14 protein-coding genes and 1 riboswitch are annotated in these 16,422 nt (G+C 70.8%); of the genes, 8 read left to right on the top strand and 6 right to left on the bottom strand.

Features of this window, described 5'->3' with window-relative positions; genetic code table 11:
• Window positions 1-75: 75 nt before the first annotated feature.
• From frr to IE241_RS13350, 6 genes are all read left to right on the top strand, one after another.
• Window positions 76-633 (top strand): ribosome recycling factor, encoded by a 558-nt coding sequence (gene frr / locus IE241_RS13375; protein ID WP_190021942.1) that lies wholly within the window; start codon window positions 76-78, stop codon window positions 631-633.
• A complete protein-coding gene (locus IE241_RS13370; RefSeq protein ID WP_190021941.1) occupies window positions 633-1,733 on the top strand; it encodes a phosphatidate cytidylyltransferase in 1,101 nt (366 codons plus the stop codon). The genes frr and IE241_RS13370 overlap by 1 nt, the downstream gene beginning before the upstream one ends.
• A 165-nt stretch (window positions 1,734-1,898) precedes the next feature.
• Window positions 1,899-3,008 (top strand): dual-specificity RNA methyltransferase RlmN, encoded by a 1,110-nt coding sequence (gene rlmN / locus IE241_RS13365; protein ID WP_190021940.1) that lies wholly within the window; start codon window positions 1,899-1,901, stop codon window positions 3,006-3,008.
• 66 nt (window positions 3,009-3,074) lie between these two features.
• Window positions 3,075-3,182, top strand: a riboswitch (TPP riboswitch).
• Window positions 3,178-4,278: a thiamine ABC transporter substrate-binding protein gene (locus tag IE241_RS13360; protein ID WP_190021939.1), complete on the top strand. Its 1,101-nt coding sequence runs from the start codon at window positions 3,178-3,180 to the stop codon at window positions 4,276-4,278. Its footprint overlaps the riboswitch before it by 5 nt.
• A 77-nt stretch (window positions 4,279-4,355) precedes the next feature.
• Window positions 4,356-5,969 carry an ABC transporter permease gene (locus IE241_RS13355; RefSeq protein ID WP_229899259.1) on the top strand — a complete coding sequence of 538 codons (1,614 nt, stop codon included), beginning with the start codon at window positions 4,356-4,358 and terminating at the stop codon, window positions 5,967-5,969.
• On the top strand, window positions 5,970-7,013 hold the full coding sequence (locus IE241_RS13350) for an ABC transporter ATP-binding protein (protein ID WP_190021937.1): 1,044 nt from the start codon (window positions 5,970-5,972) through the stop codon (window positions 7,011-7,013).
• 89 nt (window positions 7,014-7,102) lie between these two features.
• On the opposite strand, the gene IE241_RS13345 is transcribed toward IE241_RS13350, so the two are convergent.
• The 5 genes from IE241_RS13345 to IE241_RS13325 all read right to left on the bottom strand — a co-directional run bounded on the left by IE241_RS13345 (window position 7,103) and on the right by IE241_RS13325 (window position 12,480).
• The gene (locus IE241_RS13345; protein WP_190021936.1) at window positions 7,103-8,026 is read right to left on the bottom strand and encodes a DMT family transporter; all 924 of its coding nucleotides are present in this window, start codon (window positions 8,024-8,026) and stop codon (window positions 7,103-7,105) included.
• 145 nt (window positions 8,027-8,171) lie between these two features.
• On the bottom strand, window positions 8,172-9,431 hold the full coding sequence (locus IE241_RS13340) for a hypothetical protein (RefSeq protein ID WP_190021935.1): 1,260 nt from the start codon (window positions 9,429-9,431) through the stop codon (window positions 8,172-8,174).
• Complete coding sequence (locus tag IE241_RS13335) at window positions 9,413-10,150, bottom strand: ABC transporter ATP-binding protein (RefSeq protein WP_190021934.1); 738 nt, start codon at window positions 10,148-10,150, stop codon at window positions 9,413-9,415. Before IE241_RS13335 ends, IE241_RS13340 begins: the two co-directional genes overlap by 19 nt.
• Window positions 10,151-10,612: 462 nt before the next feature.
• Window positions 10,613-11,992 carry an aspartate aminotransferase family protein gene (locus IE241_RS13330; RefSeq protein ID WP_190021933.1) on the bottom strand — a complete coding sequence of 460 codons (1,380 nt, stop codon included), beginning with the start codon at window positions 11,990-11,992 and terminating at the stop codon, window positions 10,613-10,615.
• Window positions 11,977-12,480 (bottom strand): Lrp/AsnC family transcriptional regulator, encoded by a 504-nt coding sequence (locus tag IE241_RS13325; protein WP_190021932.1) that lies wholly within the window; start codon window positions 12,478-12,480, stop codon window positions 11,977-11,979. The genes IE241_RS13330 and IE241_RS13325 overlap by 16 nt, the downstream gene beginning before the upstream one ends.
• Before the next feature lie 165 nt (window positions 12,481-12,645).
• Between IE241_RS13325 and IE241_RS13320 the strand changes: the two genes are divergently transcribed.
• The gene (locus IE241_RS13320) at window positions 12,646-14,097 is read left to right on the top strand and encodes a gamma-aminobutyraldehyde dehydrogenase (protein ID WP_190021931.1); all 1,452 of its coding nucleotides are present in this window, start codon (window positions 12,646-12,648) and stop codon (window positions 14,095-14,097) included.
• A gap of 286 nt (window positions 14,098-14,383) precedes the next feature.
• Window positions 14,384-15,571 (top strand): polyamine ABC transporter substrate-binding protein, encoded by a 1,188-nt coding sequence (locus tag IE241_RS13315; RefSeq protein ID WP_190021930.1) that lies wholly within the window; start codon window positions 14,384-14,386, stop codon window positions 15,569-15,571.
• 101 nt (window positions 15,572-15,672) lie between these two features.
• Here the strand turns inward: IE241_RS13315 and IE241_RS13310 are convergent, their stop codons facing one another.
• Window positions 15,673-16,386, bottom strand: coding sequence for a glycerophosphodiester phosphodiesterase (locus tag IE241_RS13310; protein ID WP_190021929.1), 714 nt, complete (start codon window positions 16,384-16,386; stop codon window positions 15,673-15,675).
• Window positions 16,387-16,422: the final 36 nt, after the last annotated feature.

Below are 16,422 nucleotides of genomic sequence, written 5' to 3'. Positions count from 1 at the left end.
GCCGGTCGGACACCGTGCAGGAGAAGACGCGCGCAGGGGCGAGGCTCTGCTTACTGATAACACCAGGAGCAAGTGGTGATCGAAGAGATCCTCCTCGAGGCCGAGGAGAAGATGGAGAAGGCCGTTGTGGTCGCCAAGGAGGACTTCGCGGCGATCCGCACCGGGCGTGCGCACCCGGCGATGTTCAACAAGATCGTGGCGGACTACTACGGTGCGCTGACGCCCATCAACCAGCTGGCGTCCTTCTCGGTGCCCGAGCCGCGCATGGCCGTGGTCACCCCGTTCGACAAGAGCGCGCTGCGCAACATCGAGCAGGCGATCCGCGACTCCGACCTCGGCGTCAACCCGAGCAACGACGGCAACATCATCCGGGTGACCTTCCCGGAGCTGACCGAGGAGCGCCGCCGGGACTACATCAAGGTGGCCCGGGGCAAGGGCGAGGACGCCAAGGTCTCGATCCGCTCCATCCGCCGCAAGGCCAAGGACGCCCTGGACAAGCTCGTCAAGGACAAGGAGTCCGGCGAGGACGACGTCCGCCGCGCGGAGAAGGAGCTCGACGACACCACCGCGAAGTACGTCGCGCAGGTGGACGAGCTGCTCAAGCACAAGGAAGCCGAGCTCCTCGAGGTCTGATGAACGAGACATCCTGGGGGGCCCCGCCGAGCGCCGGATACCGGGGGTCCACCGACCGGGGGCCGTCCTCTGCGGCCCGTTCGGCGGGTCCTGTGCACGAGGCGGGCGTTGCGGCGCAGACTCGGCCCATGCCCATCGTGCCCCCCTCAGGCGGAGACCAGGACGACCGTGACCAGGGGGCCGCTCACCTTCGCGGCCCCCTGTTCCGCGATGAACAGGAGCCCGACATCCGGCCCCAGGACCCTGCCCCGGTGCCTGCCTCCCCCGAGTCGCCGAAGGCAGGAAAGAAGAGCGCCGGCCGTGATCTACGGGCGGCGATAGGGGTCGGCGTGGGCCTTGGAGCGGTCATCCTCGCCTCCCTGTTCATCTACAAGCCCGTCTTCCTCGGCGTGATCGTGATCGCCGTCGTGGTCGGGCTGTGGGAGCTGACCTCGCGCCTCGCGGAGCGCAAGGCGATCCGCGCCCCGCTGGTGCCGCTCGCGGTCGGCGGAGCCGCCATGGTCATCGCCGGCTACGCCAGCGGTGCCGAGGGCGCGTGGGTGGCCGTGGCCTTCACGGCCCTGGCCGTCCTCGTGTGGCGGATGACGGAGTCGCCCGACGACTACCTCAAGGACGTCACGGCGGGCATCTTCGCGGCCTTCTACGTGCCGTTCCTGGCCACCTTCGTGGCCCTCATGCTCGCCGCCGGGGACGGCGCGTGGCGCGTGCTCACCTTCCTGATCCTGACCGTCGTCAGCGACACGGGTGCGTACGCGGTGGGCTGGAAGTTCGGCAAGCGCAAGCTGGCACCGCGCATCAGCCCCGGCAAGACGCGCGAGGGGCTGCTCGGGGCGGTCGCCTTCGCGATGGTCGCCGGCGCCCTGTGCATGCAGTTCCTGATCGACGGCGGTGTGTGGTGGGAGGGGCTGCTCCTCGGCCTCGCCGTCGCCGTCAGCGCCACGCTGGGAGACCTCGGCGAGTCCATGATCAAGAGGGATCTGGGCATCAAGGACATGGGCGCCCTGCTGCCGGGGCACGGCGGCATCATGGACCGGCTGGACTCGCTCCTGCCGACCGCACCGGTGGTGTGGCTCCTGATGGTCGTCTTCGTCGGCTCCTGACCCGGGCCAGGTACCCTGGAAGGGCTCGCTGCTGTGCGGCGGGCCCTTTTCCGGCCCCGCGGCTGCGGGGGTGCCCCTGTGAGATCTCCGGGTTCCGGCTTCGTCCTGCCGCTGGCTCCGCGATTGCGGAGGTCATCCGCCGTCGTCAATGAGGAGTTTTTGCTCATGGCCCCCGCGCCTGGAGAACTGACGTTCGTCGCCCCCCGTGGGGCCAAGCTGCCCCCGCGGCACCTTGCCGACCTCTCGCCCGCCGAGCGCCGCGAGGCCGTCTCCGCGATCGGTGAGAAGCCGTTCCGCGCCAAGCAGCTCTCGCAGCACTACTTCGCCCGGTACACCCACGATCCCGCCGCATGGACCGACATCCCGGCGGCGGCGCGCGAGAAGCTCGCCGCCGAACTGCTGCCGGAGCTCATGAGCGTCGTGCGTCACATCTCGTGCGACGACGACACCACCCGTAAGACCCTCTGGCGGCTGCACGACGGCAAGCTGGTGGAGTCCGTGCTGATGCGCTACCCCGACCGGGTCACCATGTGCATCAGCTCGCAGGCCGGCTGCGGCATGAACTGCCCGTTCTGCGCCACCGGCCAGGCCGGCCTGGACCGGAACCTGTCGACGGCCGAGATCGTCCACCAGATCGTGGACGGCATGCGGGCACTGCGCGACGGAGAGGTCCCCGGCGGCCCCGCGCGGCTGTCCAACATCGTCTTCATGGGCATGGGCGAGCCGCTGGCCAACTACAAGCGGGTCGTCGGCGCCGTCCGCCGCCTCACGGACCCCGAGCCGGACGGCCTGGGGCTCTCCCAGCGCGGCATTACCGTCTCCACGGTGGGCCTGGTGCCGGCGATGCTGCGCTTCGCCGACGAGGGCTTCAAGTGCCGCCTGGCCGTCTCCCTGCACGCGCCGGACGACGAGCTGCGCGACACCCTGGTGCCGGTCAACACCCGCTGGAAGGTCCGCGAGGTCCTCGACGCCGCGTGGGAGTACGCGGAGAAGTCCGGCCGCCGGGTCTCCATCGAGTACGCCCTGATCCGCGACATCAACGACCAGGCATGGCGCGGCGACCTCCTGGGCCGGCTCCTCAAGGGCAAGCGCGTGCACGTCAACCTCATTCCGCTCAACCCCACCCCGGGGTCGAAGTGGACGGCCTCCCGCCCCGAGGATGAGCGCGCCTTCGTCGCGGCGATCGCCGCGCACGGGGTGCCCGTCACCGTCCGGGACACCCGCGGCCAGGAGATCGACGGCGCCTGCGGCCAGCTGGCGGCAGCCGAGCGCTGAGCCAAGGCCGCAGGTCAGACACCGATCTGTGGGGAGGGCAGTGATACGGTGCCCTCGCACAAATGAACAATCCGACAGGGGAGCGCCCACGGGGCGCTGAGAGTGCGGCACGGCCCGCAGACCCTCGGACCTGATCCGGGTCATACCGGCGTAGGGAGTCAGCTCGATCATGAACACCAACCTCCGGCGTGCCATCGGCGCCGCCGCCGTCGGCGTGCTCGCCCTTCCGCTCCTGGCCGCATGCGGCGGCTCGGACGGCTCCGGCGGCTCGGGCACGTCCGAAGGCAAGGACAAGACCGTCACTCTGGTCTCGCACAACTCCTTCGCGGCGTCCGACGAGGTTCTGAAGCAGTTCACCCGGCAGACCGGGTACAAGGTGAAGGTCCTCAAGGGCGGCGACGCCGGCCAGGCCGTCAACCAGGCCATCCTGTCCAAGAGCCACCCGCAGGGCGACGTCTTCTTCGGTGTCGACAACACCCTGCTCTCGCGTGCGCTCGACAACGGCATCTTCGCGCCGTACGAGGCCAAGGGCCTGGACCGCGTCCCGAGGAAGCTGCAGGCCGACGCCGGTGAGCACCGGGTTACGCCCATCGACACCGGCGACATCTGCGTCAACTACGACCGCGCGTACTTCGCCGGCCACAAGCTGGCACCGCCGCAGTCCCTCGACGACCTGGTCAAGCCCGAGTACAAGAACCTGCTGGTCACCGAGAACGTCGCCACCTCCTCCCCGGGCCTCGCCTTCCAGCTCGCCACGATCGCCAAGTACGGCGACGACGGGTGGCAGGACTACTGGAAGAAGCTCAAGGACAACGGCGTCGAGGTCGTCGACGGCTGGGAGCAGGCCTACAACGAGCGCTTCTCCGGCTCCGCGGGCGGCAAGAAGGCCAAGGGCGACAAGCCCCTCGTCGTCTCCTACGCCTCCAGCCCGCCCGCCGAGGTCCTGGGCGTGAAGCCGCAGCCCGCGGAGGGCCCGACGGCTGTCGCCACGGGCACCTGCTTCCAGCAGACGGAGTTCGCCGGGCTGCTGAAGGGCGCGAAGAACACCGAGGGCGGCAAGGCCCTGATCGACTTCCTGCTGAGCCGCACGTTCCAGGAGGACATGCCGCTGCAGATGTTCGTCAAGCCCGCCAACCAGGACGCCAAGCTGCCCGAGGTGTTCACCAAGTACGGCGCGCAGGTGAACGAGCCCGGCACCATGGCCCCCGAGAAGATCGCCAAGAACCGCGACCAGTGGGTCAAGGCATGGTCCTCGCTCGTCCTGAAGTAGGGCCCGGGGCCCCTGCACGGGGCCCCGCACGAGGCCCCGGCGGGGCCGGGCGGAGGACAGCGGTGCGGCTCGGCCTCATGGCCCTGCCGCTCGCCTTCTTCGCGGTCTTCTTCGCCTACCCCGTCGCCGCGATCGTCTCCCGGGGGCTGAAGGACGAGGGGCAGTGGCAGTTCGGCCGCATCGGCGAGGTCGTGACCGATCCGGCGATCGGCCACGTGCTGTGGTTCACCACCTGGCAGGCCGCCGCCTCCACCGCCCTGACGCTCGCCCTCGCCCTGCCCGGGGCCTACGCCTTCGCGCGGTTCGACTTCCCCGGCAAGCGCATGCTGCGTGCCGTGGTGACCGTGCCGTTCGTCCTGCCGACCGTCGTCGTCGGCTCGGCCTTCCTGGCGCTGCTCGGGCGCGGGGGGCTGCTGGACGAGCTGTGGGGTGTGCGCCTCGACACCACGGTCTGGGCGATCCTGATCGCGCACGTGTTCTTCAACTACGCCGTGGTCGTCCGCACCGTCGGCGGTCTGTGGGCCCAGCTCGACCCGCGCCAGGAGGAAGCGGCCAGGGTCCTGGGAGCGGGGCGCTTCGCGGCCTGGAGGCGCGTCACGCTGCCCGCGCTGGCGCCGGCCGTGGCCGCCGCGGCCCTCATGGTCTTCCTGTTCACCTTCACCTCCTTCGGCGTCGTGCAGATCCTCGGCGGTCCGCGCTACGCCACGCTGGAAGTGGAGATCTATCAGCAGACCGCCCAGATGCTCGACCTGCCGACGGCCGCCGTCCTGACCCTGCTGCAGTTCGTGGCCGTCGCCGTTCTGCTCGCCGTGCACGCCGGGACGGTGCGGCGGCGTGAGGCGACCCTGCGGCTGGTCGACCCGGCGCGCACCGCGCGGCGCCCACGGGGCGCGGCTCAGTGGGCGTTCCTGGCGTCCGTCCTGGCGGTCATCGCCGTGCTCATCCTCGCCCCGCTCGTGGTCCTCGTACTGCGCTCCTTCGACGGCCCTGACGGCTACGGGCCGGCCTTCTACCGCGCCCTGGCCTCCGCGGACGGCAACGGCGGCACGTTCGTCGTGGCCCCGCTTGAGGCCATCGGCAACTCGCTCGCGTACGGCCTGGCGGCCACGGCCATCGCCGTCGTCATCGGCGGGCTCGCGGCCGCGGCGCTGACCCGGCGCGAGGGGCGGCTCGTCCGCGGCTTCGACGCGTTGCTGATGCTGCCGCTCGGCACGTCCGCCGTGACCGTCGGCTTCGGCTTTCTCATCAGCCTGGACGAGCCACCGCTGGACCTGAGGACGTCCTGGATCCTGGTGCCGCTCGCACAGGCCCTCGTGGGCGTGCCGTTCGTCGTACGGACCGTGCTGCCGGTCCTGCGTGCCGTGGACGTCCGGCTGCGCGAGGCTGCCGCCGTGCTGGGGGCCTCCCCGCTGCGGGCCTGGCGGGAGGTGGACCTGCCCCTGGTGGGCCGTGCCCTGGGGGTCGCGGCCGGCTTCGCTTTCGCCGTGTCGCTGGGCGAGTTCGGGGCCACGGTCTTCATCGCCCGCCCCGACAGCCCCACGCTGCCGGTGGCGGTGGCCCGGCTCCTCGGCCGCCCCGGGGAGCTCACCTACGGACAGGCGATGGCCCTGAGCACGATCCTGATGCTGGTGTGCGCCGCGGCGCTGCTGGTGCTGGAGCGTATCCGCACCGACCGTACGGGAGAGTTCTAGATGGCCCTGCTGCGACTGGAGAAGGTCGCCGTCCGCTTCGGTGAGCGCGCGGCGCTCGATGCGGTGGACCTGGAGGTCGCCGAGCACGAGATCGTCTGCGTGCTGGGCCCCAGCGGCAGCGGTAAGTCCACGCTGCTGCGGGTGGTGGCCGGACTGCAGCACACGGATGCCGGACGCGTGCTCCTTGCGGGCCGCGACCAGAGCGGGGTTCCCACGCACCGGCGTGGGGTGGGCCTTATGTTCCAGGACCACCAGCTGTTCCCGCAGCGGGACGTGGCGGGCAACGTCGCCTTCGGGCTGCGCATGCGCAGGACGGGGCGGGCCGAGACGGCACGGACGGTTGCCGGGCTGCTGGACCTGGTGGGGCTTCCCGGCGCGCAGCGGCGCTCCATCGCCGCCCTGTCCGGCGGCGAGCAGCAGCGAGTGGCCCTCGCTCGTGCCCTCGCGCCGCAGCCCCGGTTGCTGATGCTGGACGAGCCGCTCGGGCAGCTGGACCGCGGCCTGCGGGAGCGCCTGGTCGTCGAACTGCGCGACCTCTTCGGCCGGCTGGGCACCACGGTGCTGGCCGTCACTCATGACCAGGGTGAGGCGTTCGCCCTTGCCGACCGTGTGGTCGTGATGCGTGACGGCCGGATCGCCCAGGCCGGCACGCCGCTGGAGGTCTGGCGGCGCCCGGCCTCCGAGTTCGTGGCCCGTTTCCTCGGCTTCGACAATGTCGTCGAGGCGACGGTCGACGGCGAGTGTGCCGACACCGTGTGGGGCAAGGTCCCGGTGCCGTCGGGGTCGCGTCAGGGCGCGTGCAGGCTCCTCGTACGACCTGCCGGAGTGCGGCTGGTGCCCGAGACGGAGGGCCTGCCGTGCACGGTCACCGGGCGGACGTTCCGGGGCGATCACGTGGTGCTGATGCTGCGCCCCGCGGACGGCCCCGTGCTGGAGGCGGCATGCGGGCTGCACGGGGCCCCTGCGGCCGGCGACCGCGTAGGAGTCGCCTTCGACGTCGCGGATGTCGTGGTGCTGGACGATGCGGGTACCGGGAAGGGCTGAGCAGAGCCTCTCCCCGCGGCGGCGAGTCCCTCGGGACGGACATGCCTGAGCCCCGGCTGCCGGTGCGGCGGCCGGGGCTCAGGCGGCGGTCAGCGGACCGCGGTCGGCTGGAGTTCCTGTGGTTGGGATTCGGCCTCCACGGGGGTGTCCGGCTCACCGAACCAGGCCACCGCGACGGCGCCTGCCACCGCCAGGACGAAGCCGAGAACGGCGACCCAGGCGAAGCCGGGGCGCGAGTTGTCGCCGAGCAACAGGACGCCGATGATGCCCGGGAGAATGGTTTCGCCGACCACCAGCGCAGCCGTGGCGCCGTTGACCGAACCGATCTGCAGGGCCACCGTGTGCAGGTACATGCCGACCGCACCCGATATCAGGATCGCGTAGAGCGCCGGGTCGGCGATCAGCTTCGGCAGGTCGAACGGGTCGATGCCGTTCAGGATGCGTACGCCTACGCCGATCGCGCCGAAGCCCAGACCGGACAGCAGACCGGCCAGGATCGCGGCCCGCGCGCCGAGCAGGCGGACGGCCACCGTGCCACCGCCCATCAGCACCACAGAGATGATCAGCAGCCACCAGTGGGTGGACATCGACGTGTCGCCGCCGCCTTCGTGGCCCGCGGCCGTCGCCAGAAGCACCAGTGCCGAACAGACGACACCGATCGACGCCCACTCGGGCTTGGTCAGCCGGATGCCCAGAAGCTTGATGCTCAGCAGCGCGGTCACGACGAGGTTGGCGCTGATGACCGTCTGGGAGAGGAAGAGCGGCAGCATGCGGGCGGCGAGCGCGCCGAGCCCGAAGCCGAGGAAGTCGAGGACCGTACCGACCATGAACTCCCACGTCACCGCGGCCTTCGCGGTGGAGGACAGGCTCGGCCCACCGTGCTGGGTGGTGCCCGTCGAGGAGGCCTTCGCGGCCTCCCGCCGGGCCGATTTCCGCGAGCCCACGGCTTGCAGGACCGAACCTGTGCCGTAACAGGCCGAGGCCGCGACAGCCGTCACAAGGCCGATGATCACCAATAGCTCCGTTCGCCGGATATCCGTCGTGCTCCTCAAGCAGACGCGCAATTCGGCGACGAAGTTGCCTTGAGTCAAGAACTGGTCAAGAACTGTTGAGTTGCAGCCGTTCGGCGGGCCCGTATCGCGGGCCCGCCCGACGCATTCACCGCGACATGGGCAGCGTCACGAGCTCCGCGATCGCCCATGTCAGAGGCGTCAGAACGGCCAGCAGTACGCCGGTGCGCAGGATGGCCGCCCCACGCAGCATGGATGCCGGGATGCCGAGACGCTGCAGGGCCGCCGTGGTGCCGGTCCGGTTCTGCCGGCTGTCCAGGGCGGCGGTGATGGCCGTGGCCGTCACACAGGCCATCACGAGCGCCGCGCCGAGGCCGGTGAGGGGGCCGAAGGGGCGCGGCCCGGAAGAGTCCCATGCCGCGCCGTAGAGTTCGGCGGCGGCCAGGGCGCCCGAGGCGACCGCGCACAACACGCCCAGAGGGCGGCCGATCCGGGTGGCGGCGTCCTGCAGTATCCGGCCGGCCAGCAGCCGCACCGCGCCGGGCCGTCCGGCGGCGAGCAGAACCCCGCACCAGTGGGTCAGCCCGGGGCCGGCCAGCACGAGCCCCAGGGAGGCCAGAAGCCAACCGCCCAGCACCCCGGGGGAGGCGCCGTCCGTCCGGCCGGGCAACGAGATCAGCCTGTTGGGGTCGGGCGCGGGGCCGTGCCCCACATACGCCTCCAGGGCGAGCCCGACGGCGATGATCGCGATGCCCCACGGGAGGCCGGCGTAGGCGGGTTTGGGCGTGGGGACGACGGGTGGCGGGGCCGGAGGAACGTCGGACGGTGTCTCGGCGCTCTCGGCTTCCTCAGCGCCCTCCAGGGGCTCCGCGGCGGCCTGCTGCGTCATGGCAGCGGCCTCCCGCCGTGGGTGCAGTGCGAGGACGCAGGCGCCGGCCGCGAGAGCCGGCAGGAGGCCGAGCAGGGTCAGCGTCGCGCCCCACGGAAGGTGCACTTGCCCGTCCAGCAGCCGTCTCGCCGAACCGCTCAGTGGGCCACCGACGTCACCGCGGAGCACCTTGTAGAGCAGCAGGGCGAAGCCGCTGCCGAGCGTGCACGAGATCGCTGTGGAGGCTGCCGCGAGGACCGAGAGCCGCACGGGGCCGAGCCCGGCCGCGTCCAGGCCGTCGCGGGGGCGCGTGGCGGGGTCCGTACGGGCCACGGCCACGGCGAACTGCACGACGGCCGCCAGCGGCACCGCGCACCAGACCAGCCGCACGAGCGACTGCCCCGTCGACTTCGGATGGGCCACCGCGTACCCCAGAGTGCACAGCAGCAGGAAACCCACGCCCGCCGCGGCCGCTGCCACCAGCAGCCGCCGGAGCAGGACGAGCGGGTGCGCGCCGCGCGCTAGGCGGAGACTGAGCACGCCGCCCTGCCCTCTCCCTCGGGCGCGTCGGGTACCGGGATGGCGGTGCCGCGGCGGCCGTCGACCAGGGAGACCGTACGGTCGGCCAGGGTGGCGATCTCGTCGTCCAGCGTGGCGATGACGACCGTGATGTGGTGCGAGCGGGCCGCCGTGGTCAGCGTGCGCAACACCTGCGCCCGGTCGGCGTTGTGCAGGGGCGCCGTCGGCTCGTCGGCGAAGAGGACGGTGGGTTCGCTGGCGAGTGCCCGCGCGATGGCGACCCGCTGGCGCTGTGCCTGGAGCAGGGCGGCCGGACGCTTGCGTTGGCAGTCGCCGACGTCCAGACGCTCCAGCCACTCACCGGCCGTGCGCTTGGCGGCCCGGTGCCCGACCCCGCGCAGCAGCAGCGGCAGGGCGGCGTTCTCCCACGCGCTCAGCTCCGGTACGAGGTGCGGCTCGCTGTCGATCCAGCCGAACCGCTCCCGCCGCAGCCGCTCCCGGGCGGCGCGCGAGAGCGTGTGGACGGGGGCGCTGTTGAACCACACCTCTCCGGGCGTGGGAAGGAGCTGTCCGGACAGGCATTTGAGGAGCGTGGTCTTGCCGGACCCGCGCGGCCCGGTGATGGCGAGAATCTCTCCCTCGCGTACGCCGATGGACACCCCTGAGAGCGCGGGGGAACCACTGTGGGCGTAGTGCAGGCCGCGTGCCCAGAGCACGTCGTTGTCCGGCGGGGCCACCATATCGAGCACCTCGGGTCGCTGTAGGGTCCGTTCCCCTGTCCGGGGGAACGAACCGGAGGCCATTGGGTCACTGGCACCGTACGGAACCGGGATCCTAGCCTTTGCCCAGGCTCGGCGCTGGACGGCCCACTTTCCTCCGGTCGGCCTCATGCCCCAGGGGTCGCATATGAGTCGGAGCGCAAATGCGGCGGAGTGTGCGACCGGGTGCGCGGTGGGGCGTGGTGTGCGTGCTACGGGCGTGCGTCTCGTATGCGAGGGGTGCGCGGCGTGCGCCGGGTGGCCGGCATGGGGCCCGCCCCGTCACCGGCATGGGGCCCACCCTGTCACTGGCATGGGGCCCCGAGGCCGACGCGCGCGTGCAGCGAAGCCGTGGCCCACGCGCGCGTGACGAGTGGGGGGTCGCGCGGGGCCACGGCGGGAGGGGCGAGCCGCGGGCGGCGCGGGCGGCTCGCCCTGGTCCGGTCAGATCCTGGTCCAGGCCTCCGTGAGCACGCCGCGGACGATCTGCTCGATCTCGTCGAACGTCGACTGGTCGGAGATCAGCGGAGGGGCGACCTGGATGACCGGGTCGCCGCGGTCGTCCGCCCGGCAGTACAGGCCGTTCTCGAACAGCTTCTTGGACACGAAGCCGTAGAGCAGGCGCTCGCACTCCTCCGGCGTGAACGACTCCTTGGTGGCCTTGTCCTTGACCAGCTCGATGCCGTAGAAGAAGCCGTTGCCGCGCACGTCGCCCACGATCGGCAGGTCGTGAAGCTTGGAGAGCGTCGCGTGGAACGCCGCCTCGTTGTCCAGAACGTGCTGGTTGAGGCCCTCGCGCTCGAAGATGTCGAGGTTGGTGAGGGCGACCGCCGCCGAGACGGGGTGGCCGCCGAAGGTGTAGCCGTGCAGGAAGGTGTTGCTGCCCTTGAAGAACGGCTCGGCGATCCGGTCGGAGATGACGGCCGCGCCGATGGGGGAGTAGCCGGACGTCATGCCCTTGGCGCAGGTGATGATGTCGGGCACGTAGCCGAACTTGTCGCACGCGAACATCGTGCCGAGGCGGCCGAAGGCGCAGATGACCTCGTCCGAGACGAGCAGCACGTTGTACGTATCACAGATCTCGCGTACCCGCTGGAAGTACCCGGGCGGGGGCGGGAAGCAGCCGCCTGCGTTCTGGACCGGCTCCAGGAAGACGGCCGCGACCGTGTCGGGGCCTTCGAAGAGGATCTGCTGCTCGATCTGGTCGGCGGCCCAGCGGCCGAACGCCTCAGGGTCGTCGCCGTGGATCGGGGCCCGGTAGATGTTGGTGTTGGGTACCTTGAAGGCGCCGGGGACGAGCGGCTCGAACGGGGCCTTGAGGGCCGGCAGGCCGGTGATGGCCAGAGCGCCCTGGGGCGTGCCGTGGTAGGCGACGGCCCGGGATATCACCTTGTACTTGGTGGGGTTGCCGGTGAGCTTGTGGTACTGCTTCGCGAGCTTCCAGGCGGTCTCCACGGCCTCTCCGCCGCCAGTGGTGAAGAAGACCTTGTTGAGGTCGCCCGGCGCGTGGTGGGCGAGCCGCTCGGCGAGCTCGATCGCCTTGGGGTGCGCGTAGCTCCACACGGGGAAGAACGCCAGCTCCTGCGCCTGCTTGGCGGCCGCCTCGGCCAGCTCGGCCCGCCCGTGGCCAGCCTGGACCACGAACAGCCCTGCGAGACCGTCCAGGTAGCGCTTGCCCTTGTCGTCGAAGATGTAGGTGCCCTCGCCGCGCACGATGGTCGGCACGGGGGCGTTCTCGTACGACGACATGCGGGTGAAGTGCATCCACAGGTGGTCGTACGCAGTCTGGGAGAGGTCCTTGCTCACGGCTATCGGGTTCCCCATGTGTAGGTCTGCTTGCGGAGCTTGAGGTAGACGAAGCTCTCGGTGGAGCGCACGCCCGGCAGGGTCCGGATGCGCTTGTTGATCGTTTCGAGGAGATGGTCGTCGTCCTCGCAGACGATCTCGATGAGGAGGTCGAAGGAGCCTGCGGTCACGACGACGTACTCGACCTCGTCCATCGCGGTCAGGGCGTCGGCGACGGGATCGAGGTCGCCCTCGACGTTGATGCCGACCATCGCCTGCCGCCGCAAGCCCACGGTGAGCGGGTCGGTGACGGCGACGATCTGCATGACGCCCTGGTCGAGCAGCTTCTGGACACGCTGCCGTACGGCTGCCTCGGACAGCCCCACGGCTTTGCCGATCGCCGCGTAGGGGCGGCGGCCGTCTTCCTGGAGCTGCTCGATGATCGCCAGGGAGACTGCGTCGATCGGCGGCGTGCCGTGCACGCTCTTCGGGTCTGGACTACGAGTGGCCACGGCTCCACTGTGCATGCGTCTCGCCCGTGAAGCAACCCTCAGGCGATGAAATTCGTTGTCCAGGGTCCAGGGAATAACTGATTCCGTTGTTCATGGGTCTGAGGTATGTCGAAAGCGTGGGCTCACTGACTAGGCTGACGGTCTCACCCAGTGGACATCTGACAGGAGGGGTGGCAAGCCATGACCACCGAGCTGCGTCGTCTTCGCAATTTCATCGACGGGGAGTTCCGGGACGCCGCCGACGGGCGTACCACCGAGGTGGTCAATCCGGCCACAGGCGAGGCCTACGCCACCGCCCCGCTGTCGGGCGCCGCGGACGTGGACGCCGCCATGGCCGCGGCCGAGGCCGCCTTCCCGGCCTGGCGCGACCTCGTACCCGGAGAACGCCAGAAGGTCCTCCTCAAGATCGCCGACGCCTTCGAGGCGCGCGCCGAGGAACTGATCGCCGCGGAGTCCGAGAACACCGGCAAGCCGCTGGCTCTCACCCGCAGCGAAGAGGTCCCCCCGATGGTGGACCAGATCCGCTTCTTCGCGGGCGCCGCGCGGATGCTCGAGGGCCGCTCCGCGGGCGAGTACATGGAGGGCCTGACCTCGATCATCCGGCGCGAGCCGATCGGCGTCTGCGCCCAGGTCGCCCCGTGGAACTACCCGATGATGATGGCGGTGTGGAAGTTCGCCCCGGCGCTCGCCGCGGGCAACACCGTCGTCCTCAAGCCCTCCGACACCACGCCCGCCTCCACCGTCCTCATCGCCGAGATCATCGGCGGCGTGCTGGAGGAGCTCGGCCACCCGAAGGGCGTCTTCAACGTCATCTGCGGCGACCGGGAGACCGGCCGCCTCATGGTCGAGCACCCGGTGCCGGCTATGGCCTCGATCACCGGCTCCGTGCGGGCCGGCATGCAGGTCGCCGAGTCCGCCTCCAAGGACCTCAAGCGCGTCCACCTGGAGCTCGGCGGCAAGGCCCCCGTCGTCGTCTTCGACGACGCCGACATCGCCAAGGCCGTCGAGGACATCTCGGTCGCGGGCTACTTCAACGCCGGCCAGGACTGTACGGCCGCCACCCGCGTGCTCGTCCACGAGTCGATCCACGACGAGTTCGTCACCGCGCTCGCCAAGGCCGCCGCCGAGACCAAGACGGGGCAGCCGGACGACGAGGACGTCCTCTACGGCCCGCTCAACAACGCCAACCAGCTCAAGCAGGTCGCCGGCTTCATCGAGCGGCTGCCCGGCCACGCCAAGCTCGAGGCGGGCGGCCACCGGGTGGGGGAGAAGGGCTACTTCTTCGCCCCGACCGTCGTCTCCGGCCTCAAGCAGGAAGACGAGATCATCCAGCACGAGGTCTTCGGCCCCGTGATCACGGTCCAGTCCTTCGTGGACGAGGACCAGGCCGTCGCGTACGCCAACGGTGTCGAGTACGCCCTGGCCTCCTCGGTGTGGACCAAGGACCACGGGCGCGCCATGCGGATGTCCAAGAAGCTCGACTTCGGCTGCGTGTGGATCAACACCCACATCCCGCTGGTCGCCGAGATGCCCCACGGCGGCTTCAAGAAGTCCGGCTACGGCAAGGACCTGTCCGCCTACGGCTTCGAGGACTACACGCGCGTCAAGCACGTCATGACGTCGCTGGGCTGACGGAGCCGGGCCGCCTCGTGCCGGGGGCGGATCTGCCCCATGCCGCATGGGGCCGGGCCGCCCCATGCGGCCATGAGCGGCGCCCCGTGCCGTCGCGCACAGCACGGGGCGGCCAGAAGCCCTGAAGTGGCCCGTACCGGGCGTTTCCGGTGCGGGCCACTGTGCGTCGTTCCCCGGTATCATCGACGGCCGGTCGTTCCCGGGCCGTCAGGGTGTCGGGAAGTGCGGTCGCCTCCCGGACAGGCCGTACATTGTCCGCGAAGATCCGCCCCGCCATGCTGCCGGAATGCGAGAGAAGCCCGTGAAGCCCCTGTCCCGCCGGACCCTGCTGCGCGCGCTGGGCGCCGGCGCCGGGGCCGCCGCACTCGCCGGGTGCGGAGTGCCCGCCGCGTACGTCGAGTCGGCCGACCGGGCCGCGGAGGACCGCTCCAGCCGCGACAGGAGCCTCGTCTTCGCCAACTGGCCGCTCTACATCGACGTCGATGAGGACGACCCGCAGAAGCGCCCCACGCTCGACGCGTTCGAGAAGCGCAGCGGGATATCGGTGAAGTACACCGAAGAGATCAACGACAACGACGAGTTCTTCGGCAAAGTCAGCCCCGCCCTGATGAATCATCAGGAGACCGGGAGGGACCTCATCGTCGTCAGTGACTGGATGGCTTCCCGCTACGTGCGCCTGGGCTGGGTCCAGGAGATGGACCGCTCCCGTCAGCCGAACGTCGACCGCAACCTCGACCCGCTGCTGCGCAAGCCCTCCTTCGACCCCGGCCGGCTGCACACCGTCCCCTGGCAGTCCGGCATCACGGGCATCGCGTACAACCGCAAGAAGCTCGGCCGGGAGATCCGGCACACCTCCGACCTGTGGAAGGACGACCTGCGCGGCAGGGTCACGCTGCTGGCCGGCCTGGACGAGGCGTACTCGCTGCTCATGCAGGGCAACGGCGCCGACGTCACCCGCTGGACCGCCGACGACTTCCACACCATGACCGATCAGCTGCGCCGCCTCGTGCGCAAGCGGCACATCCGCCGCTTCACCGGCAACGACTACATCAAGGATCTGTCGTCCGGCGATGTGCTGGCCTGCCAGGCGTACTCCGGCGACGTCATCCAGCTCCAGGCCGACAACCCCGACATCGAGTTCGTGGTCCCGGAGGAGGGCGCCGAGCTGTGGGCCGAGAGCCTCATGGTGCCCAACCTCGCCCGTCACAAGCGCAACGCCGAAGCGCTCGTCGACTACTACTACCGGCCCGAGGTGGCCGCCGAGCTCGCCGCCGCGGTCAACTACGTCTGTCCCGTCCCCGCCGCGCGGGACGTCCTCGCCTCGTCCTCCGACAAGGAACTCGTGGAGCTCGCCGGGAACCCGCTCATCTTCCCGAGCGACGACATGCGCAAACGCCTCGCGACGGCGCGCGACATGACCGCGAAGGAACGACCGGGCTTCACCAAGGAGTGGAACGAGATCGTCGGGCTCTGACGGGGCACGCCACGAGACCGCCCCGTGCGCGCCGCAAGCCCGCCGCCCCACGCGCAGCGGCGGCCCCGCCCCGTACTACGCCCCCTGCCGACCGTACCCGCTCAGCCCCGCAGCAGTGACCGCAACGTGCCGACCCGGTTCGTGGTGATCGCGTCCACGCCGGCCGCCAGCAGCCGGCGCATCGTGAAGCGGGTGTCCGCGGTCCAGGCCGAGACCAGAAGCCCGTCGGAGTGGTTGCGGGCGACCAGTTCGGGGCTCACCAGCCCGAAGCGGTAGTTCAGCCAGCGCGGGGCGACGGCACTGAGCAAGGCCTGGCGCGGCGGCATCAGCGTCGTCCACGTCAGGGCGGTCTCCGCGGCCGGGTCCGCGCGGCGTACGGCGAGCATCGACGTCGCACCCCCGCAGTAGTACACGCGCTCCGCGGCTCCGCTCGCGTGCACCTCGGCGACGGCGGCCTCGGCGGCCGACGCGTCCGGCAGATCGATGAACAGCCGCGGTCCGGACTGCTCCGAGCCGAGCCGGAGGGCCTCACGCAGGGTGGGCACGCCGCCGCCGGTCAGCTCCCGCAGTTCGTCCGCCGAGAGCGAGTCCAGGACCCGCGTACGGCCCCACAGGCGCTCGAGTGTCGCGTCGTGCAGCAGTACAGGTACACCGTCGCGCGTCAGCCGGACGTCGACCTCCACCGCCCCCGCCCCGGCCTGCAGGGCCGAACGGATCGAGGCGAGGGTGTTCTCCCGGAACCGGTAGGGATTGCCGCGGTGGGCGACGACGGTGACGGTGCGGGCTTCCACGGCAGGGGAGTTCGGGATGGCCATGGGCCCCATTGTGGCCGCGGTGTGCGCCTGCCGAGG

The organism is Streptomyces hiroshimensis, from assembly GCF_014650335.1.
In the GTDB taxonomy this organism is placed as follows: domain Bacteria; phylum Actinomycetota; class Actinomycetes; order Streptomycetales; family Streptomycetaceae; genus Streptomyces; species Streptomyces hiroshimensis.
This window is presented reverse-complemented; position numbering and strand designations above follow the sequence as displayed.